The organism is Gemmatimonadota bacterium, assembly GCA_016719105.1.
Classification (GTDB): Bacteria; Gemmatimonadota; Gemmatimonadetes; order Gemmatimonadales; family Gemmatimonadaceae; genus SCN-70-22.
Genome location: JADKAQ010000004.1, coordinates 50,297 through 72,392 on the forward strand (window position 1 = coordinate 50,297; position 22,096 = coordinate 72,392).

17 protein-coding genes are annotated in these 22,096 nt (G+C 70.5%); 10 read left to right on the forward strand and 7 right to left on the reverse strand.

The window, feature by feature from the left end:
* Window positions 1-19: 19 nt before the first annotated feature.
* From IPN47_08345 to IPN47_08370, 6 genes are all read left to right on the forward strand, one after another.
* A complete protein-coding gene (locus IPN47_08345) occupies window positions 20-784 on the forward strand; it encodes a hypothetical protein (GenBank protein MBK9408042.1) in 765 nt (254 codons plus the stop codon).
* Window positions 781-1,410 (forward strand): DUF4129 domain-containing protein, encoded by a 630-nt coding sequence (locus IPN47_08350; protein MBK9408043.1) that lies wholly within the window; start codon window positions 781-783, stop codon window positions 1,408-1,410. Before IPN47_08345 ends, IPN47_08350 begins: the two co-directional genes overlap by 4 nt.
* Complete coding sequence (locus tag IPN47_08355) at window positions 1,394-2,626, forward strand: hypothetical protein (GenBank protein ID MBK9408044.1); 1,233 nt, start codon at window positions 1,394-1,396, stop codon at window positions 2,624-2,626. Before IPN47_08350 ends, IPN47_08355 begins: the two co-directional genes overlap by 17 nt.
* 98 nt (window positions 2,627-2,724) lie before the next feature.
* Window positions 2,725-3,588, forward strand: coding sequence for a MoxR family ATPase (locus IPN47_08360; protein ID MBK9408045.1), 864 nt, complete (start codon window positions 2,725-2,727; stop codon window positions 3,586-3,588).
* Complete coding sequence (locus IPN47_08365) at window positions 3,585-4,907, forward strand: DUF58 domain-containing protein (protein MBK9408046.1); 1,323 nt, start codon at window positions 3,585-3,587, stop codon at window positions 4,905-4,907. Before IPN47_08360 ends, IPN47_08365 begins: the two co-directional genes overlap by 4 nt.
* Window positions 4,908-5,021: 114 nt before the next feature.
* Window positions 5,022-7,049, forward strand: a complete 2,028-nt coding sequence (locus IPN47_08370) for an Ig-like domain-containing protein (GenBank protein ID MBK9408047.1) — start codon at window positions 5,022-5,024, stop codon at window positions 7,047-7,049.
* A 19-nt stretch (window positions 7,050-7,068) separates the two neighbouring features.
* On the opposite strand, the gene IPN47_08375 is transcribed toward IPN47_08370, so the two are convergent.
* From IPN47_08375 to IPN47_08390, 4 genes are all read right to left on the reverse strand, one after another.
* The gene (locus IPN47_08375) at window positions 7,069-8,316 is read right to left on the reverse strand and encodes a PepSY domain-containing protein (GenBank protein ID MBK9408048.1); all 1,248 of its coding nucleotides are present in this window, start codon (window positions 8,314-8,316) and stop codon (window positions 7,069-7,071) included.
* A 97-nt stretch (window positions 8,317-8,413) separates the two neighbouring features.
* Window positions 8,414-9,466 carry a zinc-binding dehydrogenase gene (locus IPN47_08380; GenBank protein MBK9408049.1) on the reverse strand — a complete coding sequence of 351 codons (1,053 nt, stop codon included), beginning with the start codon at window positions 9,464-9,466 and terminating at the stop codon, window positions 8,414-8,416.
* On the reverse strand, window positions 9,463-11,415 hold the full coding sequence (locus tag IPN47_08385; GenBank protein ID MBK9408050.1) for a hypothetical protein: 1,953 nt from the start codon (window positions 11,413-11,415) through the stop codon (window positions 9,463-9,465). The genes IPN47_08380 and IPN47_08385 overlap by 4 nt, the downstream gene beginning before the upstream one ends.
* A gap of 26 nt (window positions 11,416-11,441) precedes the next feature.
* Window positions 11,442-11,888 (reverse strand): RidA family protein, encoded by a 447-nt coding sequence (locus IPN47_08390; GenBank protein MBK9408051.1) that lies wholly within the window; start codon window positions 11,886-11,888, stop codon window positions 11,442-11,444.
* A 168-nt stretch (window positions 11,889-12,056) separates the two neighbouring features.
* Between IPN47_08390 and IPN47_08395 the strand changes: the two genes are divergently transcribed.
* Window positions 12,057-13,529, forward strand: coding sequence for an FAD-dependent oxidoreductase (locus tag IPN47_08395; GenBank protein MBK9408052.1), 1,473 nt, complete (start codon window positions 12,057-12,059; stop codon window positions 13,527-13,529).
* Window positions 13,530-13,596: 67 nt separating this feature from the next.
* Window positions 13,597-14,508 (forward strand): serine/threonine-protein phosphatase, encoded by a 912-nt coding sequence (locus tag IPN47_08400; protein MBK9408053.1) that lies wholly within the window; start codon window positions 13,597-13,599, stop codon window positions 14,506-14,508.
* 18 nt (window positions 14,509-14,526) lie between these two features.
* On the opposite strand, the gene IPN47_08405 is transcribed toward IPN47_08400, so the two are convergent.
* Together IPN47_08405 and IPN47_08410 are read right to left on the reverse strand one after the other, a co-directional pair.
* Window positions 14,527-15,525 (reverse strand): threonine/serine dehydratase, encoded by a 999-nt coding sequence (locus IPN47_08405; protein MBK9408054.1) that lies wholly within the window; start codon window positions 15,523-15,525, stop codon window positions 14,527-14,529.
* A 36-nt stretch (window positions 15,526-15,561) separates the two neighbouring features.
* Window positions 15,562-17,352 (reverse strand): hypothetical protein, encoded by a 1,791-nt coding sequence (locus IPN47_08410; GenBank protein ID MBK9408055.1) that lies wholly within the window; start codon window positions 17,350-17,352, stop codon window positions 15,562-15,564.
* Between the two features lie 178 nt (window positions 17,353-17,530).
* On the opposite strand from IPN47_08410, the gene IPN47_08415 reads away from it, so the two are divergent.
* Window positions 17,531-19,267: an amidohydrolase gene (locus tag IPN47_08415; protein MBK9408056.1), complete on the forward strand. Its 1,737-nt coding sequence runs from the start codon at window positions 17,531-17,533 to the stop codon at window positions 19,265-19,267.
* Between the two features lie 196 nt (window positions 19,268-19,463).
* Complete coding sequence (locus tag IPN47_08420) at window positions 19,464-21,476, forward strand: Ig-like domain-containing protein (protein ID MBK9408057.1); 2,013 nt, start codon at window positions 19,464-19,466, stop codon at window positions 21,474-21,476.
* 154 nt (window positions 21,477-21,630) lie between these two features.
* On the opposite strand, the gene IPN47_08425 is transcribed toward IPN47_08420, so the two are convergent.
* Window positions 21,631-22,065: a hypothetical protein gene (locus IPN47_08425; protein ID MBK9408058.1), complete on the reverse strand. Its 435-nt coding sequence runs from the start codon at window positions 22,063-22,065 to the stop codon at window positions 21,631-21,633.
* Between the last annotated feature and the right edge of the window lie 31 nt (window positions 22,066-22,096).

Sequence of the window (22,096 nt, forward strand, 5' to 3'; positions counted from 1 at the left end):
GGCTGAGAGGAGGAGTGTCGTGCGAGTCCCCGTGCTGCGTCCGCTGTCGCTCGGCGAGGTGCTCGATACCTCGTTCGGGATCTATCGACAGCTGTTCGCCCCGCTCCTCCTCATCTCCGTCATCACGCAGACCCTCCCGCTCGCGCTCGGCGTCTTCGTGGAGTCGGCTGGCGGGCTCGTGCAGCAGCCGTCGCTCTGGATGCTCTCGCTCGGCCTTGCCCTCGTGCTCGGGGCGGTGGGAACCGCGGCGTCGACCTTCGTGGTGGCCGAGACCTACCTCGGGAGCACGCTCTCACCCAGCGAAGGGTTCCTGCGCTCGACGCCGTACATGGGGCGCTTGATCGGGACGTCGCTGCTCGTCTCGCTGCTGATGGGGATCGGGATGGTCTTCCTCATCATTCCCGGAATCATCGCCGCATGCGGCCTGTTGCTCACCCCCGCCGCGTTGGTGCTGGAGGACATCCCCGGCGGGACGGCGGCGATGGGGCGGAGCTGGGAGCTCACCCGCGGCTTCCGGCTCAAGATCTTTGGGGCGCTGGTGGTCGCGGTGACGCTCATCATCATCCCGGGAATCGCCCTCGGCGCCCTCGCCGTGGGGACGAGCGACGCGAACATGACCGCGACCATGGTGTCGGTGATCGCGATGATCATCCAGTCGGTGCTGCAGATCCTCGCGTATCCGTTCTTCTACGTCCTCACGACGGTGCTGTACTACGACCTGCGTGTGCGGAAGGAAGGGTTCGACCTGGAGATGCTGGCGACGTCGCTGCAGTCGCCGGGGTGATGCTCGCCCAGGGAGTACCGCTCGCGCGCGCCGACTCGCTGCGCGCCACGCTCGATTCGGTCTTCGCGGCTCCGGCGTATCGATGGGAGACGCGCGAGGATCCATTCGGCCCGCTGCGCCGCCTCTGGATGGCGGTGGGCGAATGGCTCTCTCAGCTGCAACGCGACAACCCGCAGGCGTATCGTGCGCTCACCTGGGCGCTGGTCGCGGTGCTGGTCGTGATCCTCGCGCACGCGGCCTGGGTGGCGGTGCGCACGGTGCGCGGGGGGAGCCGTCGGGCGCAACGCGACGTGCTGGGTCCGCAGAGCGCCCCGCGCGACGCCGCCTGGTACGCGCAGGAATCGGCGCGCCTGGCGGCGGCGGGCGACTTCGTGGCCGCCATGCAGGCGGACTTCCTGCGCCTCGTTCTCGAGCTGGATGCGCGTCAGGTGATGCGTTTCCACCCCAGCAGGACGCCGAGCGAGTATGTGCGCGACGCGACGCTGAGCGAGGAGGGGCGGCTCGCGCTGCGAGCGCTGGTGGGCGCGATGTACGCGCATGCCTTCGCCCGCGTCCCGCTGGACCGCGCCGCGTACGACCGGTGGCGCGCCGACGCCGTGGCCGAGCGATATGCGCGCGCGCACTGAGGTCGTCATCGCGCTCGGCGCGGCGGCCGCCCTCATCGTCCTCGCCTTCGCCACCGGGAGCCGCCTGCGCGGGGGAGACGATCCGGATATGCGGCCGTCGTCGTTCGGGGCCGGACGCCAGGGCGTTCGCGCGCTCGCGGATGCTGCCGAACGTTTGGGGGTGACGGTGGAACGCTGGCGGGAACGTCCCCAGCGCTTCGCCGAGCGGACCAGCAAGGCGCGACCGGCGCGGCCGCTGCGCTTCGCGGTGTTGTCCCCGGGGCAGGACGTCACGGCCGCCGAACGGGGGGAGGTCGTGCGTTTGGCGCTGCAGCGCCCGGGGGCCGACCTCATCCTCGCGGGCGAGGGGGCAGAGTCCGTGATGCAGTGCTTCGGCGTCGGTATCACGGCGAGCGTCTTCGATTCGTCGCGCGTGGCGCCGCCTGGGGCGGTCGTCGACAGCGGCGCGGCGTGGACCCATGCCTCGCTCTCTGCACGTCCAGACAGCGCCGGGAAGGATGAGGACGAGATCGATGGTGAGCCGTGCCCGGCCGTTACCATCCTCGCCAGCGACACGCTTCTCGTCACGCGCCGGGGGGCGCCCGTGATTGTGCAGCTGACGGTCGCCCCGCATCGCCACCTGGTCACCCTCGTCGCCGACGTCGCCCTCCTGCGCAACCGCACCCTCCGCTCGGCGTCGACTGCACCGCTGCTGCTGGATGCGGTGCTGCCGCGGGCCGGAGGCCGACTGGTCTTCGACGAGTACCACCACGGCTTCGGCCCGGGCGGTTCGATGATGCGCGTGACGCTCGATTGGAGTGCGCGGCATCCGCTGGGGTGGATGACCTGGCAGCTGATCGTCGTGGGGCTCCTGGCGCTGCTGGTGGGTGGGATTCGATTCGGGCCCATCCGCGCCGCGATCGTGCGCCAGCGACGGTCGCCGCTCGAGCACGTGCGGGCGCTCGCCACCGCGCTGAGTGCCGCGCGCGGGCACCGGGAGGCGGTGGGGGCGATGGTGCGTGGGCTGCACCGCCGTCTCGCTGCACACTCGGGAGGGGCCACGGCGCGCGACGACTGGCGGGCGTGGCTCACCGCCCTCGTCGCCCGTGCACCGAACGCCAAGGTACGTGCCAACGCCGAGCGTCTCGTGGCGCTGGCCAACGATTCGCAACCAGACACTGCGGTGCTCGACGCCGCCAATGCCGTGGAGGACCTGTGGCTATCCCTTCGCCCCTGACGCCATCCGAAGTGCAGCGCCACGCCGAGGAGGCGCAACGCCTCCTGGCGCAGCTCGAGCGCGTCGTGCTGGGGCAGCACGATGCGATTCGCGAGTCGATGCTGGCGCTGATGGCGCGCGGGCACGTCCTGCTCGAAGGGCCGCCGGGGACGGCGAAGACGCTCCTGGTGCGCGCGCTGGCGCGATCGTTAGGGCTGTCGTTCCGCCGCATCCAGTTCACCCCCGACCTGATGCCGTCGGACATCACCGGCGTCAACTTCCTCGGCGCACAGGGGGAGTTTGCGTTCCGCCCCGGGCCGCTGTTCGCCGACCTGGTTCTCGGCGACGAGATCAACCGCGCCCCGGCCAAGACTCAGGCCGCCATGCTGGAGGCGATGCAGGAGCGCGCCGTGACGGTGGATGGCGACACGCGACTGCTTTCGAGCGGCTTCACCGTCTTCGCGACGCAGAACCCCATCGAGTTCGAGGGGACGTATCCGCTCCCGGAGGCGGAGCTGGATCGCTTCCTCGTGAAGGTGCTGCTGCGCTACCCGTCGTCCGAAGCGGAGCAGGGGATGCTTGGGCGCGTGCTCGGCGGATTCGATGCGGCGTCCCCCGCGTCGTTCGGGATCGAGCCAGTGATGGATGCGGCCGGACTCGAGGCGCTGCGTGCGGCGGTGCGGCAGGTGCGGGTGGAGCCGTCGATCGTCGCCTACATCACGGCCCTCGTCCGCACCACGCGCGAGACGCCGACGCTGACGTTAGGCGCGTCGCCGCGCGCCTCGGTGGCGCTGCTCCTCCTGGCGCAGGCCTCGGCGCTCATGGACGGGCGCGACTACGTGGTCCCCGACGACGTGAAGTCGCTCGCGCCGCCGGTGCTGCGCCACCGCGTGCAGGTGGCGCCCGAACTCGAACTGGAGGGGGTCACCCCCGACGCCGCGGTGGAGTCGCTCTTCGAACGGGTCGAAGCGCCGCGGGCATGATCATCCCGTCGCGCCGCTGGTTCGTCGGCGCCGCACTCCTGGCGCTCGTCGCCCCGCTCGCCCTGCTGTGGAGCGGTGCGGCGACGTTGCTCATCGTCCTCGACGTCGCCTGGGTCGTGTTGCTGGCCATCGATGCGTGGCGCGCCTGGAGCGTCACCGCCGACGACTTCTCCGTGCAGCGCGACGCACCGCCCGCCTTCTCGATGGGGCGTTCGCTCCCCGTGTCGTATCGCTGGCAATCCCGGCGCTCGCGTCCGATGCAGCTGCTCGTGGTCGAGGAGCTCCCGCCGATCCTCTCGTTCGCGGGAGGTGGGCGGCGCGCGCTGCGGCTGTCGCCTGACGCGCCGCTGTACGAACGCCACGACGTGCGCCCGCTGGCGCGCGGCAAGGGGGGAGACGGGACGCTGCACCTGCGCGTGCTGTCGCCGTGGGGGCTGGCCTGGCGCGCGCTCACCGTGCCACTCCCGTGGCAGGTCACCGTCTTTCCCACGTTGGTCGGTGCGTCGCTGCGGGCGCTGCCGACCCAGTCGCAACGCCGGCGTGAGGCGGGGCTGCGCAACGTGCGTCGACTGGGTGAGGGACGCGTCTTCGAGTCGTTGCGCGAGTGGGTCCCGGGCGACGATACCCGCACCATCGACTGGAAGGCGACCGCGCGACGCGGCAAGCCGATGGCGCGGCAGTTCGAGGACGAGCGCCGCCAGCAGGTCCTCATCGCGATCGACGCGGGGCGCATGCTGACCGCCGAGAGCGAGGGGCGCGCTCGGCTCGAGTCGGTGATCGAAGCCGCGTTGCAGCTGGCGCATGCCGCCGTCGACCACGACGACAACGTGGGGCTGCTCGTCTTTGCCGATACCGTGCAGCAGTACATCGCCCCGGCGCGCGGGCGTCGGGCACTGCGCGCGATCCTCGACGCGCTGGCGACGGTGCGCGGGACGCTGGTCGAGCCGGACTATCCGGCCGCCTTCGCCTTCCTGGCCCAGCGCAACCGCAAGCGGGCGCTGACCGTCGTCTTCACCGACGTCATCGACCGCACCGCGAGCGAGGCACTGGTGGCGCAGGTCGGGTCGCTCAGGCCGCGGCACGTCCCGCTGGCCGTGGCGCTGCGCGACCCCGCGCTCGACGCCCTGGCCACGGCGCGCCCGGGTACGGTGCAGGGCGCCTACGAGCGGGCAGCAGCCGAGGAGCTGCTGCAGTCGCGTGAGGCCGCGCTGGCCGACATGCGCTCGCGGGGGGTGCTCGTGCTCGACGTCCCCCCGGCGGGGGCCGCCGAGGCGGTGGTGGCGCAGTACAACCTGCTCAAGCGGCGGGGGGCGTTGTAGGCGCGTGCGCCAGACCGGAGCGGTCGGGGCTCCGCAAACCGTGGCCGAAGTTCGGGCCCGCCCTCCATCTTCTCCGGCGCCACGCCGCACCCTCCTCCCACAAGTCCCGCTCGCATGCGCCCTTCCCTCCTTGCGTCCGCCTTCGCCAGTGTGCTCGCCGCGTCGCTCGCCAGCTCGGCAACCGCCACGGCCCAGGGGAGCGCCCCCAGGCTCGTCGTGACACCGGCCACGCCTCGCATGGTCGCCAAGGATACGTTGCGGCTGGCGGCGTCCGTGGTGGACGAAAACGGCAAGCCGATCCCCGGCATCCGCGTGCGCTTCTTCGCCGGCGGGAGCTTCGAGGCCCGCGTCGACAGCACCGGGCTCGTCACCTCCGGCGCGGTGGGGACCTTCCCCGTAACCGTCTCAGCCATCGTGCCGGGAGCGCGGCCGCTCACCAAGCGCGTCGACGTCGTGATGGTCCCGGGTCCGGCCGCCAGCGTGGTGGTCACGCCGCAGCCCACGCGCCTGCTCGCCGGGCAGCGATTGCAGCTGTCGGCGATCGCCCGGTCGGCCGACGGCGACTCGGCGACCGATCGCGTGACGTGGAAGTCGTCGGCCCCGGGCGTCGTGCGCGTGAGCGAGAGCGGGCTGCTCACCGCCGTCGCGGCCGGCCGGGCTCGCGTGACCGCCGCGGCGGGGAGCGCCGAGCGGGCGATGGAGCTCGCCGTGATCAGCGGCGCGGGGGCCAGCGTCACCGTCACGCCGTCGTCGACCAGCGCGCGCCAGGGCGACGTCCTGCGCTTCGCCGTGCAGGTGAAGGATGCCGCGGGCAAGACCATCGAAGGGCTCACTCCTAACTGGACCTTCGCGCCGGGGCGCGGCGAGATCGGGGCCGATGGCGCCTTCGTCGGCTCCGAGCCTGGCACGTACCTCGTCTCCGCCAACTTCGGGCGCGTCTCGGGCGACGCCTCGGTCTCGCTCACCGAACGCAACGTGCGCCGCAAGGCCACCGTCGTCGGGTCGGTGCTGCGCACCGCCTTCGTCACCTCCGAGGTGTGGGTACACCCTAACGGAAAGGTCGCCTACCTGGGGACGCACGCCGGGGGCGACCGCTTCTACGTGATCGACATCTCCAACCCGGCAAAGCCGGTCATCGCCGACTCGGTGATGGAGAACTTCCGCGTCGTCAACGACATCATGACCGACGAGAAGGGCGAGGTCATGGTCTTCACTCGCGAGGGGGCCGACAACCGCAAGAACGGGATCGTCGTGGCCACGCTCGAGGACCCGCTGCACCCCAAGAAGGTCGCCGACTTCACCGACGGCGTGACCTCCGGCGTACACTCGGCCTTCATCTACACCGATCCGAAGCACGGGCGGCACGCCTACATCACCAACGATGCGACCGGCGCCGTACACGTCATCAACATCGACGACCCCACCAAGCCGCGTCAGGTGTCGAGCTGGAAGACGCCGCGCCCCGGCAACTCCGACGCCGGGCGTTCGCTGCACGACGTCGATGTGCAGGACGGCTTGCTGTACGGGAGCTGGTGGAACGACGGCCTCATCATCCTCGACGTCGGCAACGGGATGCGCGGCGGCACGCCATCGAACCCCGTGCTCGTGTCGCAGTACAAGTACGACCTCGACGCGATCTATCGCTCGCGCGTGGAGACCGAGGCGGGGGCGGGCTACATCCGCGGGACGCACACCGCCTGGCGCCACAAGAACTACGTCTTCATCGCCGACGAGGTCTTCGATCCGGTGGAAGTGCAGGCCGCGTTAGGCGGCCGAGTGGGGCGGGCGTACGGGCGGTTGCAAGTCATCGACGTCACCGATATCAGCAAGCCGAAGAGCGTCGCCTCCTACGAACCGGAGTTCGGCGGGGTGCACAACGTCTGGGTCGCCGGCGACACGCTGTACATGGGCGCCTACAACTCGGGCTTCCACGCCTTCGACGTCTCGGGCGAACTGCGCGGCAACCTGCAGGACCAGGGGCGCGAGATCACGCACTTCCAGCCGCAATCGCCTGGCGGCAAGATCCCCAACGCCACGATGACGTGGGGGGTGGTCGTGAAGAACAACCTCGCCTTCATCAACGACATGAACAGCGGGCTCTGGATCGTGCGTTTGGAGCCCAAGCCCTCGGTGGTCCCGTAGCGGGGGGCTCGCCGGGGCCCTAGCGATTCGACGCAGGGAGTGGGCGCTGGCGTCGCAGTGCGCCGAGCATGCGGCGCCACGCCAGCGCCACTCCCGTCCAGACGAGGATGACGGTCGCCAGGGTCGCGAGGCCGGCGATCGTCTGTCCCAGCACGCCGAAGTACTCGCCGGTGTGTGCGAAGCGCAGGAACGACCGTGCGCGTCTCCCCGCCGAGAGCGACGCGAACGGCGCCCACGACTCCTCCGTGCCTGTCGCGACGTTGATGGTGAGCGTACCCCGCCGCTGCGGCTGCCCGCCGTTTCCTCGGTCGATCGCCAGCGCCACCGGGCGCGACGCGGAGACGGGGAGCGGGATGTTGATCGTGCGCCAGTCGGGGACGCGAGTGCTCGCGCGCGCGATGAGCGCCGCGAAGTCGATGGCGGGCGGTGCGCTGGCGTTAGGCGTTCCGGGCGACCCGGCCGTCGACGATGCCTCCGCTCGTCCCCCCACCGCTCCTCCCGCGGTCCCCCCACGCGGCGCTTCGGCCGGTGGCGCCGGACTGCGCGGCGGCGGCGCCTCACCGACCGCGCGGAAGACGAGGTCGCCCGCCCAGCGATACGAGATCACCACCCCCGACGCGACGATGAAGACGAGCGGGACGAACGACCAGATGCCCAGCACGTTGTGCCAGTTGAAGTCGCGCGCCTTCCCCGTGGACCAGCGGCGGAACCAGAGCACCGCACGCAGCTGCACCCACGTGAGGCGTTGCGGAAACCAGAGGATGGCCCCCGTCAGCACCAGCACGAGGAAGGCGAGGTTCGAGGCACCGGTGATCGCCTTGGCGGTGTCGCGCCCCTCGTCGGTCGCGCCAAGCCAGCGGTGCCACGCGGTGATCGTCGAGAGTGACGCGCGCATCGCCTGATCGCCGCTCCCGAGGACGGTGCCGCGATAGGGATCGAGGAGCAGGGCTCCCTCACGACCGAAGGCGACCTTCACCGGCGCCGTCGGGGCGGACGAGACGATGACGGCGGTCGCGCGTTTCCCGGGGGTCGCCAGTTCGGCGAGGCCGACGAGCGAGTCGACCGGGAGCGCCGTCCCCGCCGGTTCGATCGCGCTCGGCAATGATCGCTGGTCCGCCCAGGCGAGGAGCTGCTTCTCGTAGGTGAGCGCCACCCCCGTGGCCGACATGACGAGGATAATGAGTCCCGCCGCGATACCGCAGGCCAGGTGAACCCAGAACAGGACGGTTCTCGTGAGCGATCGTGAGCTGGCCGAACGCGCCATCATCGTGAAGCGGCAGAAGAGGTGAGAACGATTCTCAGGGGAGTCGCACGCAGTGTAAGCGCGCGGTTCCCCGCCTGCCATGGCATGTTCTTGCGCCCTGCTACGGCGCGACGAGCAGCCGGATCGGATTCCCGCGCTTCGACGTCAGCTGCTCGACCCCGCGGGCCACGTCTTCCAGCGACATCACGTCGCTGATCGATCGCGAGACGTCGAGTCGCCCCGACGCGACGAGTGCGACGAGCTGGTCGAGGTGTTCCTTCCGGTAGCCCAGGTGGCCTAACAAGCTCTGCGAGCGCAGGCCGAAGATCGCCCCCGGGCCCAGGTGGATCGCTTCGTGCGACAGCCCCACCATGAGCGTGCGGCCAAAGCGCGCCGTGCAGCGCGACGCTTGTGCCAGGGCCGCGTTCGAACCGAACAGGTCGACGGTGAGGTCGAGCATCAGTCCGCCCGTGAGCCGGGCCACTTCTGCGGGGACGTCGTCCTCGGTGGGGTGGAAGGCCGCGTCGGCGCCAAACGACAGGGCGCGTTCGCGCGCCGCGGGGAGCGGATCGATCGCGATGATCGGCGCGGCGCCAACCATGCGCGCGACCTGGACGGCGTGCACACCGAGGCCGCCGATCCCCCAGAGCCCCACCGACTCGCCGGCGCGCAGCGCGGCGCGGTCCACGAGGCCGGCGTACGGCGTCGAGACCGCGTCGGCGAGGATCGCGGCCTGTTCGAACGGGACGTGATCGGGGACGAGCGAGAGCGCCTGGTACGGCACCACGACGTACTCGGCCCACGCCCCGTCGAAGTGGGCGCCCATGATCTCGTAGGCGAGGCAGCGCTCGTTCGGGTGGCCGCGCATGCAGTTGCGGCAGCGCCCGCAGGACCGCCCGCCCGCCATCACCACCTTGTCGCCGACGGCCCATCCGGGGACGTGGGGGCCGAGGGCGGCGATGAGGCCGGCGGCTTCGTGGCCTAACGTGAGTTGCGGCAGCCGGACCGGGAGCGAGCCGTCGATGATGTGCACGTCGCTCAGGCAGATGCCGCACGCCTTCACCTGGACCAGCACTTCGCCCGCCCCCGGGAGGCGCACGGGGACCGTCTCGACCGTCAGGCGGTGCGCGGCCACGTCGAGCCGGGCGGCGCGCATCTCGGCGGAAATCGTCATGGGCGCTTCACCGTGGTGGCGGGCGGCGTCGGGCGTGCGTTGCGTCTGGCGGGCGCCTTCGGCGGCCTGCACCCGGGGAGCCGGAAGGCGCCGATCCGCGTCGAGTAGTTGGCGTCACCGGCGCGCAGGTAGTCGCCGACGTACCAGATCGTGCAATCGTCGGATGGATCCATCGCCGTCTGCGTGTAGTCCTCCCAGCGCAGCGTGTTGGCCTGCGCGCCCGCCCCTTCCACGAGGACCGCTTCACGCAGCGTCAGCATCCCCTTGGGGTCGGTGGCCAGGCGTGCGGCAAAGCGCTGCCCGGCAAAGTGCGGCGTCCCGCCGAACGAGTAGCCGATCCCGATGTTGCCGGCGCGGTCCATCGCCGGAGAAGCCATCCAGCGGTACGACGAATCGGGGGCGTAGGTCCCCTGCTGGAAGAGTTGCAACTGGCGGCGCGCGCCGACGCGGAACTCGTACCAGCGCACCCCGCCGGCTCCGGCGGCGGTGTTGACGGAGTGCACGGCGACGATCGACTCGCGCGTCCCGATGCGTCGATAGACCACGCGTGCCATCAGCTTGTCCCCCTGCGCGTCGAGCCGCCGATCGGTCCCTGGCTGCGGGACGCAGGAGGTGAGCTGGCCGTCGCACAGGTAGTGGTACGGGGCGACAGCGATCTTCACCGGTCCGGTGACCTTCGTCTTTGACGGGTCCTTCCAGTCGACCTTGAAGGTCCAGGCGTAGATCCCGTCGTCGTCGACGTCCTTCCGGAGCTGCGTCCCGCCGGCGGCCAGCATGACGTTAGGCGCCCCCGCGGGAGGGAGGGTCTGGCCGTCGAGGTCGACGTTGTTGAGGAAGTTCACGTCGTCGATGACGACGCACTGCTCGCTGGCCGGCGCCCCCTCGAGGAGCCGCGCGCGCTCCACGACACACGCGTGCTTCTGGATCACGTCGTCGCCGGTGCTCGACGGGACGTAGTAGCCGTCGGGCCAGACGGCCGGGCGCGGGTAGTCGGGGAAGAGCGGGCGGATGAACTCGTAGCGGTAGTAGCTCCCCAGCGGGCTGTCGCTGGTACTCACCGCGTAGCACATCGCGTAGACCCCCTGGGTGTCGGGGGCGACGGGAGCCGCGGCGGGCGGGGTGGCGCTCGGCGCGGCCTGTGCCGGCAGTGGCGTTGCGGCTGGCGGAGGTGACGGCGGGCGAAACAACGCCTGCTCCGCCCCCGGCTGCCCCGCCTGCCCGATCTCGCTCAACTGCGCCCCCGCACCTGCCACCGGCGCCGGCGCATGGCGCTCACCCTTCCGCACGCGCGAGAAGATCGGCATCACCACCAGCCAGCGCTGCGCCAGCTGGTCGTAGCGCACGACAGCGTCGCCGTTGTTCTTCTCCTCGCACGGTCCGCCGAATCCGCGGAAGACGTTGTTCGTGGGGACGGGACCGTACAGGACCTGTCCGGTGCTGTCGAAGCGCCCGCCTTGCTTGGTGAAGACCGCCATGCGCGTGTTCACCGTCTGCACCACGTGGTCGGGACCCACGGCGAGCGAGTTGTCCGACGGGTTGCGCAAGGTCGCGCTCCCCTGTGGTCCGGTGAACGAGGCGCCGAGCCCGTCGAACGCGGCGACGATCTCGGCGCTCGGCCGCGTCCCGGGGGCGGTCTGCTCCACGCCGGCTCCCCCTGCGGCGATGGCGCGCGCCGCGGGGCCCGCCTGGGTCCCGGCCTCGTCGGTCGAGGGGGGCGAGAGCCGCCGTCCGCCAGCTGCAGCGTACGGTGCTCTGTCGCGATGCGCGGCGGCAGCGCCGCCGTCCGCCAGCTGCACCAACGGCGGCGAGGTGTCGAGCTGCACGGCACGGCGCACCTCGACCGCGTGTGATGGCTGCGCGATCTGCGGTTCCCCGGCACAGGCGATGCCGCCCACCACGGCGAGCGCCGTCCTCAGGACGAACGCCGTGCCGAGGGGGCGTGCCACCACGCGGACACCGCCCGGGACGCGGGGCACTAGTTGGCCGGCATCGCCGCCAGGCACTCGATCTCGACCTTGGCCCCGGGGACGACGAGCGCCGCGACCACTACCGTCGTGCGCGCCGGCGGCGTGTCGGGGAAGAACTCGCGATACGCCTGGTTCATCCCGCCGAAGTCCTTCACGTCGATGAGGAAGACGGTGCACTTGAGGGCGTGCGCCATGTTCGTCCCCGCGGCCTCGAAGACCTTCTTCGTGTTTTCGAGGGCGATGCGCGTCTGTCCCTGGATCGTGGTATCGGGATTCTCACGACGCGTCCCCAGCTGGCCGGCGGCGTACACGAGGTTCCCGACCTTGATCCCCGGGGTGAGCGTGGGCGAAGCGGAGGTGCCGGCGGGGATGATGGCCTCGCGCTTCGGGTTCTGCGCGAGCACGGGGGTCGCCGTGAGGGTCAGCAGGGCGGCGAAGAGGAGCGTGCGCGACATCGGGGATCCTCGTGACAGGGAGACGGTGGGACGGCGTGCGCTGAGCGATCGCTGCAGATGAGCTGCAATATGTCCAGCGGTCTGCGCCTCAACGTGTGCGGGGATCTGGCGACTGGCAATGCCCCGAGGCATCGTGCATTTTCGCCCCTTCTTCGACCGTCACGAGCCATGTCCGACGAACCGACCCCGAACGTCCCGCTGGTCGCCCCTCTCATAGCCCCCGATGCGGTCGTCGATCCGATGGATCGCCGCGACTTCCTGCGCGTGGCTGGCGTGGGGGCGGGGGCGATGCTCGTGACCGGGTGCGCCACGGGGAGCGGGGGGCCGGCGCTCGTCCCGGCGCGTGGTATCTCCCCGGCGCGGGCGACGCGTGGGAGCGGCCACATCGTGGTCGTCGGCGGCGGCGCGTGGGGGGGATGGACCTCGCTCTACCTTCGCCGGCGTGGCGCACGCGTGACGATGATCGACGCGTATGGCCCCGGGAACTCGCGCGCATCGAGCGGCGACGAGACACGCGGCATTCGCTCGTCGTACGGCGATCGTGCGACGGCTGGCGAGCTGTGGACGTCCTGGGCGCGCACCGCGATCGGGCGCTGGAAGGCCTTCGACGACGAGTATGCGAAGGAGTTCAAGACCAAGTTCTTCCACCAGACCGGCGACGTCATCTGTCGCGCGCAGGACGAGCCGTTCGTCAAGCGGACGCGTGAACTCTGGACGGCGCAGGGCGTCGCGCACGAGGTGATCGATGGCGCCGAGGTGATGAAGCGCTGGCCGGTGATCAACGCGCGCGACATCACGATCGCCATCACCGAGCCCGACGCCGGCGTCGCGCGGGCACGCGCCGCCACGCAGGCGGTCGCCGCCATCGCGCAGCGCGAAGGGGTGCAGCTCATCATCTCGCGGGCCCGCCCAGGAGCGATCGTCAGCGGCAAGATGGACGGCGTCGTGCTCGAAGACGGGACGGTGGTCCGCGGGGACCAATACGTCTTCTGCTGCGGTCCGTGGCTGCGGAAGGTCTTCCCGCAGCATCTCGACAACCGGATGCGCGTCCCGATGGGCTACGTCTGCTACTTCAGCGTCCCCGAGGGCGATCGGCGCTTCACCTTCCCCAACCTTCCCAGCTACAACTTCCCCGGGGTCACGGGGTGGCCGGCGCTCCCGGTTGACCTGCGCGGCTTTCGCGTGCGCGGGGCCATCGCACCGCCTAACGCCGCTCCCCCGACCGAGGCGGAGCGCAAGGCGGCACAGGAACGCGCCGCCGCCCAGGCGGCACTCGACCTGTCGCAGAACGACCCGGACATCAGCAACCGCTGGATGAACCAGGATCGCATCGATGGCTCGCGCCGTTTCGTGCAGGCCCGCTTTCCACTGCTGGCCGACATGCCGCTCAACGAGACGCGCGCCTGTCACTACGAGTCGAGCATCAACCGCGACTTCATCATCGACCACCTCCCCGACGCGAGCAACGCCTGGGTCGCCGGCGTGGGGCAGGCCGAGGGGTTCAAGTTCGGCCCGGTGGTGGGAGAGTACGTGGCGCAGCGCGTCCTGGGGTTTGCGGGCGATCCCGCGCTGGTCGAGGCCTTCAAGTTCCCCACCAAGGAGTACGAGAAGCCCACCGACCCGTGGAACGACGAGGAGTAGCAGCCGTCGCGCCGCGGGCCGCGGTCGCGACAGGCGCGCGGGCCGGCACGCGCACCATATTCCGGGCATGACCATTCCCCCGCTCGGCGACGGCACGCCCGGTGGTGCACCGCACGCGCACGACGCGCGCGACCGAGGCACCCCACGCGACGCGATGCTCACCGATGTCTACGGCCTCTCGCATACGGGGCTCGTCCCGACCGAGAACCAGGATCACTTCGTCGTCGCGCGCATGCGCAAGATCGTCGAGGTCACGAGCACCAACCTCGACACCGCGCGGCTCGCCGAGCGGATGCACGGCGGCGAGGCATGGCTCATGGCGGTCGCCGACGGCGTGGGCGGGCGTGCGGGCGGGGCCGAGGCGAGCAGTCGTGCGGTAGAGACGACGCTCGAGTACCTCGGGCAGGCCACCGGGTGCTACCACCGCTTCGACGTCGATGAGGAGGCGAAGTTCATCGAGAAGATGGAGGCGGCGGTGCAGGCTGCGCACGCGGCGCTGCGCGGCGAGCATGGCGACACGCAGTGGTCGCCCGCCACGACACTCACGATGGTGATGCTCGTGGCTCCGCGCGCGTACATCGTGCACGTGGGCGACACGCGCGCCTACTACCTGCGCGGCGAGCGCCTCTTGCAGCTGACGCGCGACCAGACCTTCGGCCAGTACCTGCTCGACTCCGGCGCGATGACCGACGCGCAGGTGGCCGACTCGCCGATGGGGCGCACGCTGGCCAGCGCGGTGGGAAGCTCCGAGGTACACCCCGCGGTCGGCCTGATCGACCTCGAGGCGGGCGACACGCTCCTCCTCTGCAGCGACGGGCTCACCAAGCACGTCGCCAACGATCAGGTGCAACGCCTGCTGCGCGAGGCTACCGGTGCGCGCGCGGCCTGTGAGGCGCTGGTCGCGGCGGCGCTCGCCGGCGGCGGCAGCGACAACATCAGCGTGGTGGTCGCCCGCTTCGGGGCACCCGCGGATGCCTGACGCGGCCCTCGCCTCGGCCTAACCCGCCATCCACTGCAGGGCGGAGGCGAGGTCGACGTTGCTCCCGCTCAGCGTCACCGCCACCGTGCGACCGTTGAGCGGGAAGCGCCCGGTCAGCACGGAGGCGAGCGCGACCGACCCCCCGGGCTCGGCCACGAGTCCCAGGTCGCGGAACGCGGTGCGCATCGCCTCGATCACTTCGTCGTCGGTGACCGCCACTGCGCCGCTGAGGTTCCGCCGGTTCACCTCGAAGGTGAGCTCCCCTGGCATCGGGGCCAGGACGCTGTCGCAGATGGAGGTGAGTCCGGGCTCGTTGGCCACGCGATGTCCGGCGGCGAGCGAACGCGCCGTATCGTCGAATCCCGCGGGTTCGGCGGCCAGCACCTCGGCGTTAGGCAGCAGCGCGCGGATCACCAGCGCCGTCCCCGCCGCCAGCCCTCCCCCCGAGCAACAGGCGATCATGGCGTCGAGCGGTGCCCCCATCGCCGCCGCCTGCTGCACTGTCTCGAGCGCCACCGTCCCGGCGCCCGCCATCACCCAGCGATCCTCGAACGGGGGGACCATGACCAACCCGCGCTCCTGCATGAGCCGCTTGGCGATCGCCACGCGATCCTCGCGCTGCCGGTCGTAGAAGAGCACCTCGGCGCCAAAGGCGCGCGTCTTCTCGGCCTTGGTGAGCGGGACGTCGGCCGGCATCACCACCACCGCCGACGTCCCGAGGCGCCGCGCACAGGCGGCGACCGCCTGCCCGTGATTGCCTGACGAGTAGGCCACCACCCCTCGCGACAGCTCGTCGGCGGTGAGGCGGCGCATCCGGTTCCAGGCGCCGCGCATCTTGAACGACCCGGTGCGCTGCAGTCCCTCGGCCTTGACCAGCAGCCGACCACCGACACGTGCGTTGATTACCGCCGACTCGAGCAGCGGGGTGACGATGCACGCTTCGCCCACGTGGCGGGCGGCATCCTCGATGTCGGCGAAGGTCGGAAGGTCGAACGACGGCGTGGCGGTGGCGGTCATGGCGGCGACGTGAAGGGGAGACGGCTCCCCGGCAATCTACCGCCCTCCACGCACCGTGAGCACCCGCTCTCCGCGCACCGGCACCGTCCCTTCGGCGGTGATCTCCAGCTGCATGAGGTAGCGTCCCGGCTTGAGCGTGGCGAGGTCGACCACGACTGCTCGCGGTGTGTAGCCGCGCCCGCGCGCCGAGACGTCGCTCAGGCCGACGGTCACCGGCTGGGCTTCACGCACCAGGCGCAACGAGGTGAGCCCGCGCCGCAGCCATCCCCCTTCGTCCTTGTCCTCGGGGGCGACCGTGATCGACACCTGGATCCCTTCGCCGCTCGGGTTCGTGTTGTAGGTCTCCCAGTAGATCCCCACCTTGCTCCCCTCCCGCACCACCTGCGACGAGCTCACGTGCGGCAGGATGTCGTCGAGCGTGCGTGGCATCCCGTCGTACGGATCGAAGAGGAGCAGGTCGGAGATGCTGACGCGCGACCCCGGGTTCTCGGTGGCGCGCATCCCGTAGCGCGCCCGCGCCAGGGTGCGCTGCTTGCGCGCCGAGACCTCGGCGCTCATGAGCATCGGGCCCCACGAGGTGGAGGCAGTGATCGTCCCGCGCACGCCGGGGGTCGCGAGCCTAACGATCGAGGCGTCAGCCTCCTCGCCCTTGGTGAGGACAAGCGCCGCCGCGAGCTCACCGGGACGCGTGGCCGCCCCCGCCAGCGCCGGCGTCGTCGTGACGTCGTAGGCCACGACGACGAGCGCCGAATCGCCACGGCGAAAGATGCCCGACTGGTGCGTGAGCGGGAGGAGGGCGCGCGCGACGTCGGGCGCATAACGAGCCCGGACGCCGGGGAGTCCCTTGCCGCGCCACCCCACCGAGTCGCTGAGGGCGGGGTTGCGCACCGTGGCGGCGACGGGGAGCATCGGCGGGGCAGGGGCAGGCTCGTGCCCCGTGATCACCTTCTGCTGTCCCTGCCCGTACGCGTAGACCATGTGCTGCGACCAGGCCCGCGGCCACCCGTAGCGCAGCAGGAGCTCGCGTTCGTCCACGTCGAACCCCATCGCGTAGACCGACGGGGCATCCTCGACGAAGGCCGTGTACAGGCGTCGCGAGAGGAACTCCGAGCGGGCATCACTCCCCGCCAGCGACAACATCGGGCGGGCGAGCCACCAGACGCGTTCCTCGATCGCGGCGCGTCTCGCGCAGTTCGACTCGCGGTACTCACGCAGCATCGCGTCGTCGAGCAGGAGCTTGAGGTCGCGCCAGTCGCAGCGCTGCTTCTCGTCCATGGCGGCCAGGGCGCGGTCCCAGGCGCTGTCGCTGGCCGCGAAGCGCCCCGCCACGTGCAACGCGAAACCCTGCAGGGCGTCGCACCACCAGCCACCCACCCGGCAGCGGGCCGCCGCCTTCACCGCATCGTCCATGCGCTCCGACTCGGCCAGGTAGCGCACGAGCTGTCCGGAGGTCCAGCGATCGTCGGGAAAGTCGCGCGATGCCGAATCGAGCACCGCGACGAGCCGGTCGCGCGCCTCGGCAATCGAGCGCGGCTCGTCCGGCGCCTTGGCCTCGCGTTCGTCGTACCAGTAGCAGAAGCGCCCGACCTGCTCGTCGCACGCCTTGGGCCCGCTCCGGTTGAAGTCCATGCGCGGGAGGTTGTTCCGCCGGAACGCCTCGAACAGCCCCTGCTTGTCGCGCAGCTCGCCGATGCGCGGTGCGGCCGCCTCGGGGGTGACCGGGCGAACCTGCATCACCTGCGCCCCAGCGACCGAACCGGTGAGCGGGGCGGCGAGGACGAACGGAACGACGACGGCGAGTCGGGCGAGTGGCGCGGAGGGGCGCATGAGTCTCGGAGGGGGACGGCGGATCCTGCTACCTGTACGTCTGGCGCACCGAAAAGGGTCCGCCCGGGAGAACAATCACGTGCCGCGCGCGCCATCGGCAACATGGCCCGGCTGGGCACCCTGTCGCCTGCTGCGTGTTGAGGTCAGAATACACCCCCTACCCCAAGCCCACGCCGTCATGCGTTGCCTGCTCGCCGCTGCCCTCATCCTCGCGCCGCTTTCCATCGCGGCCCAGGAGGCCGACCTCGTCCTCACGGGCGGTCGTTTCTGGACCGGGGATGCGGCGCGGCCGTATGCCGAGGCGGTGGCGATTCGTGATGGCAAGCTGCTGAAGGTGGGGAGCGCCGCCGACGTCGCCCCGCACCGCACGGCGACGACGCGCGTCATCGCCCTCGGGGGACGCTTCGTCACGCCCGGCTTCATCGACAATCACACGCACTTCAACCAGGCCGGGGCCCTGCTGTTGGGGGTGAACCTGCTCGATGTCGCCGAACCGGCGGCCTTCGCCGCGCGGGTCAAGGCAGCGCGCGAGCGGCTGCCGCAGGGGGCGTGGATCACGGGGGGCGATTGGGGGGCCTACGAGGACTGGAACGCCGGCAGTGCCGGCACCCAGCAGCAGACACGCGCCACGCGCTTCTCCCCTGACCGCAGCATCGTCGATTCGGTGACGGCAGCTACGCCGGTCCTTCTGCAGCGCTGGGACCGCTCGGCCTACCTTGCCAATGCAGCGGCGCTTGCCGCGGCGCGGCTCGACTGCGCACAGCCGGTGGAAGGGCTCGAGTGCGCAGGGGGGCGGGCGACGGGGCGCGTGAGCGGCACCGCGCTGCAGCGTGTGCGCGCCGCGATCCCGCCCAAGAGCTTCGAACAGCGCTTGCGCGAGGCGCGCGCCGCCATCGCGCATCTCAACGAGCTGGGGGTCACGGGGATCAACGACATCACCCCGCCCGAACAGCTCCCGGTCTACCACGCCCTCAAGCAGCGCGGCGAGCTCACGGTGCGTGTGTACGCGCGCCCCACGCTCGACAAGTGGGACGACCTCACGGCGGTGGGGATCCCGCACGGTTTCGGCGACGACTGGCTGCGCATCGGTGGACTCAAGGGCTTCGTCGACGGGATCCAGGGCAACTCGACGGCGCGATTCTATGAACCGCAGCTGCACTCGGGAAAGCGCGGCGAGTGGCGCGACTCGACCAACACCGCGGCGACGAGCGGCCCCGGGTCGGGGATGGAGCCGGCGGGCAACATGCTGAAGAACCTGGCCGGCGCCGACCGTGCGGGGCTCTGGCCGCAGGTGCACGCCATCGGCGACGAGGCGATCGACACGCTGCTCACGCTGTATGAAAAGGTGATGACCGAGAACCCGGCGCGCGACCGCCGCTACCGCATCATCCACTCGCAGGTGTTGCGCAACGCCGAGGTGGCGAAACGCTACGCGAAGTTGGGGATCATCGCCGAGGTACAGCCGTACCACGCCATCGACGACATGCGATGGATGGAGGAGCGCATCGGGGCGCGCGCGCAGTGGGCGTACGCCTTCAAGACGCTGCGCGACGCGGGGGTGATGCTGACCTTCGGCTCGGACTGGCCGGGGACGAACGCCTCGTGGTATACCGCCGACCCGATGAAGATCCTGTATGCGGCGGTGACCCGAAAGACGCTCGACGGCAAGCCTGAAGGCGGGTGGCGCCCCGAACAGAAGCTCGATCTCGAGACGTCGCTCACGTCGTACACGGCGAACAACGCCTACGCGATGGGCGAGGAAGCGTCGCGCGGCAAGCTGATGCCGGGAATGCTCGCCGACCTCGTGGTGCTGGACCAGGACCTCTTCGCCATTCCGCCCGACCGGATCAAGGACGTGAAGGTGGTGATCACGATCGTCGGGGGGCGGGTGGTCTTCGAGCGCTCGCGGATGTAGAAACCAGTGCAGTGTCCTTCGCCTTCAACATCAAGAGCATGACACGGGGGTTCACGGAGGGAACACGGGGGTTCACGGAGGGCTCCGCGTACGATTGATCTCCTCCGTGAACCCCCGTGCTACCCCGTGAACCTCCGTGTCCAGCTCTTGAGCACTTCGCACGAGATCACAAACAGTCCCCTCACCCCCCACACCCATGCGATCACGTTCGTTCGTTGCACTATCGCTGCTCGTCGCGACGAGCCCGCTCGCGGCGCAGACCCCCGAGGTCGCACGCATCGCCATCACCCCCGCCAAGCCGACCATGGTGGCCGGGGATACGCTGCGACTCTCCGCCCAGGCACTCGACGCCTCGGGGAAGCCGGTCGACGGCGTGAAGATCCGCTTCCGGGCGCAGGGCGGGCGCTTCGAGGGGACGGTCGACTCGCTCGGGCTCGTGGAGTCGGGCGCCACCGGGACGTTGCCCGTGGTCGCCGTCGCCGTGATCCCCGGCGCGCGCCCCAAGATCGAGCGCTTCGAGGTGCGCATGGTCGCCGGCCCGGCGGCGTCGATCAAGCCCTCACACGCCAGCATCAAGCTCGCGCTCACGCAGCGCCTGCGCATCGGCGGGCAGGTCTTCTCCCGTACCAACGATCTGCGGGCGGGCGACCGCATCAGCTGGGCCTCGTCGGCGCCTAACGTGGCGCGGGTGGACCAGGACGGCATGATCACCGGCGCGGCCGCCGGCAAGGCGACGCTCACCGGGACGTCGGGGGCGGCAACGGTGAAGGTCCCGGTGGAGGTCGTCGGGGCACAGGTCGCCTCGCTGGAGATCTTCCCCGCGCGCGTCGACGCCCGCCAGGGCGACGTGCAGCGCTTCCGCGTCAACGCCAAGGATGCGCGCGGCAACGCCATGAGCGGGCTGTCGACCTCGTGGTCGTTCTCCCCGGGCGAAGGGCTCATCGAACAGGATGGCGCCTTCACGGCCTACACGCCGGGTGAATACGTCGTCACCGCCTCGCAGGGGGCGCGGTCGGTGCAGGCGGTGGTGCGCGTGGGGGCGCGCGAAGTGCGGCGCCCGCTCACCGTCGTCGGCCGCCTGTCGCGCACCCGCTTCACCACCGAGGAGGTCTGGATTCACCCCAACGGCAAGGTCGCCTACCTCGGCTCGGGCAGTGGCGGCGACGTGATGGTCGCCATCGACATCTCCGATCCGTCCAAGCCGGTCATCACCGATTCCATCGTCAGCAACACGCGGCGTGTGAACGACGTGATGACCTCGCCCGACGGGAAGTACCTCGTCTTCACGCGCGAAGGGGCGAGCGATCGCAAGAACGGGATCGTGATCTGCTCGCTGGAAGATCCGCTGCACCCCAAGGTCATCTCCGAGTTCACCGAAGGGGTCACGGCCGGCGTCCACTCGGCGTTCATCTTCCAGCAGGAGAAGTACGGGACGCACATCTACCTGACGAATGACGGCACCGGCGCGCTGCACGTCATCGACATCAACGACCCCTACAAGCCGAAGGAAGTGGCGCAGTGGCGCACCCCCCGCATTCACGGCGATGCGGGACGCACGTTGCACGACATCGATGTGCAGAACGGGCTGCTGTACGCCAGCTACTGGAACGATGGCCTGGTCATCCTCGATGTCGGCAACGGGATGAAGGGGGGCACGCCGAGCAATCCGCAGGTGGTCTCGCAGTACAAGTACGACCTCAACTTCCTGTACCGCGATGTCGAGGCGGTGGGTGGCCCCGGCTTCATCCGCGGGACGCACACGGCGTGGCGCCACAAGAACTACGTCTTCATCGCCGACGAAGTCTTCCCGTCATCGGGGGTGAAGGGAGCCAAGGATGCCGCCGCCGGCCGCGCCTACGGTCGCATGCAGGTGATCGACGTCTCGGACATCGCCAACCCCAAGTCGGTGGCGTACTACGAGCCCGAGTTCGGCGGGGTGCATAACGTGTGGATCGCCGGCGACACGCTCTACATGGGCGCCTACAACGGCGGCTTCCGCACCTTCGACATCTCGGGCGAGCTGCGCGGCGACCTGCGGGCGCAGGGGCGCGAGATCGGTCACCTGAACACGGCCGACATGGACGGCCGCGTGAAGAACGCGGCCATGACGTGGGGCGTGGTGGTGAAGGACGGCCTCGCCTACGTGAACGACATGTACAACGGGCTGTGGATCGTGAAGATCGAGCCGAAGCCGGCGGTGGTGCCGTAGGCAGGACCGCCGGAGAAGACGGGAAGACGAGAAGACGAGAAGACGAGTGAGATCAAAACCCTGGGGGTGCCAGCACTCGAGTGCCGGCTCCCCCAGGGTCGTTATCTCGTCTTCCCGTCTTCCCGTCTTCCCGTCTTCAAAGCACCAGTCTTGCCTAACGCCGTTTCGTCGTGATCAGAATCGCCCCCATCGCGTGCCCCGTCCCGAACCGGGTGGTGGCGTCGCTGGCGTTGATGTAGCGAATCTCCTTGACCGTCAACGCGGTGATGCCGCTCGCCGCCGAAAGGCCGCCCGCGGGAACTCCATCGACGTAGACCATGATCTGGTCGCTCCCGCTCCCCTCGCCGATCTGCGAACTCCCGCGCCCGCGCAGCATCGCCGGCCGCAAGCGCTGGATCGCCTCGAGCGCGTTCGACGACCCCGACGCAGCGATCTCGTTCTCGAGGATCAGGTTCGAGTTGCCGCGGGCCGGCGCCACCGCCGTGCTGACCGAACCGCCGCTGGTCGCTCCCGATCCCGTGGTCGCGCTCTTTCCCCCGCACCCCGCCAGCAGCACCATCGCGCCGAGCAGGTAGGCTCCGCGTCGCATCGTGGCATCCTCGTTGTCTGAAGTGACGGCC

Excerpts from the sequence above, each read along its gene's own strand:
- IPN47_08355 (MBK9408044.1), top strand. The coding sequence starts at position 1,394 with ATGCGCGCGCGCACTGAGGTCGTCATCGCGCTCGGCGCGGCGGCCGCC.
- IPN47_08360 (MBK9408045.1), top strand. The coding sequence starts at position 2,725 with ATGCTGGCGCTGATGGCGCGCGGGCACGTCCTGCTCGAAGGGCCGCCG.
- IPN47_08365 (MBK9408046.1), top strand. The coding sequence starts at position 3,585 with ATGATCATCCCGTCGCGCCGCTGGTTCGTCGGCGCCGCACTCCTGGCG.
- IPN47_08370 (MBK9408047.1), top strand. The coding sequence starts at position 5,022 with ATGCGCCCTTCCCTCCTTGCGTCCGCCTTCGCCAGTGTGCTCGCCGCG.
- IPN47_08375 (MBK9408048.1), bottom strand. The coding sequence starts at position 8,316 with ATGATGGCGCGTTCGGCCAGCTCACGATCGCTCACGAGAACCGTCCTG.
- IPN47_08380 (MBK9408049.1), bottom strand. The coding sequence starts at position 9,466 with ATGACGATTTCCGCCGAGATGCGCGCCGCCCGGCTCGACGTGGCCGCG.
- IPN47_08390 (MBK9408051.1), bottom strand. The coding sequence starts at position 11,888 with ATGTCGCGCACGCTCCTCTTCGCCGCCCTGCTGACCCTCACGGCGACC.
- IPN47_08395 (MBK9408052.1), top strand. The coding sequence starts at position 12,057 with ATGTCCGACGAACCGACCCCGAACGTCCCGCTGGTCGCCCCTCTCATA.
- IPN47_08400 (MBK9408053.1), top strand. The coding sequence starts at position 13,597 with ATGACCATTCCCCCGCTCGGCGACGGCACGCCCGGTGGTGCACCGCAC.
- IPN47_08405 (MBK9408054.1), bottom strand. The coding sequence starts at position 15,525 with ATGACCGCCACCGCCACGCCGTCGTTCGACCTTCCGACCTTCGCCGAC.
- IPN47_08410 (MBK9408055.1), bottom strand. The coding sequence starts at position 17,352 with ATGCGCCCCTCCGCGCCACTCGCCCGACTCGCCGTCGTCGTTCCGTTC.
- IPN47_08415 (MBK9408056.1), top strand. The coding sequence starts at position 17,531 with ATGCGTTGCCTGCTCGCCGCTGCCCTCATCCTCGCGCCGCTTTCCATC.
- IPN47_08420 (MBK9408057.1), top strand. The coding sequence starts at position 19,464 with ATGCGATCACGTTCGTTCGTTGCACTATCGCTGCTCGTCGCGACGAGC.
- IPN47_08425 (MBK9408058.1), bottom strand. The coding sequence starts at position 22,065 with ATGCGACGCGGAGCCTACCTGCTCGGCGCGATGGTGCTGCTGGCGGGG.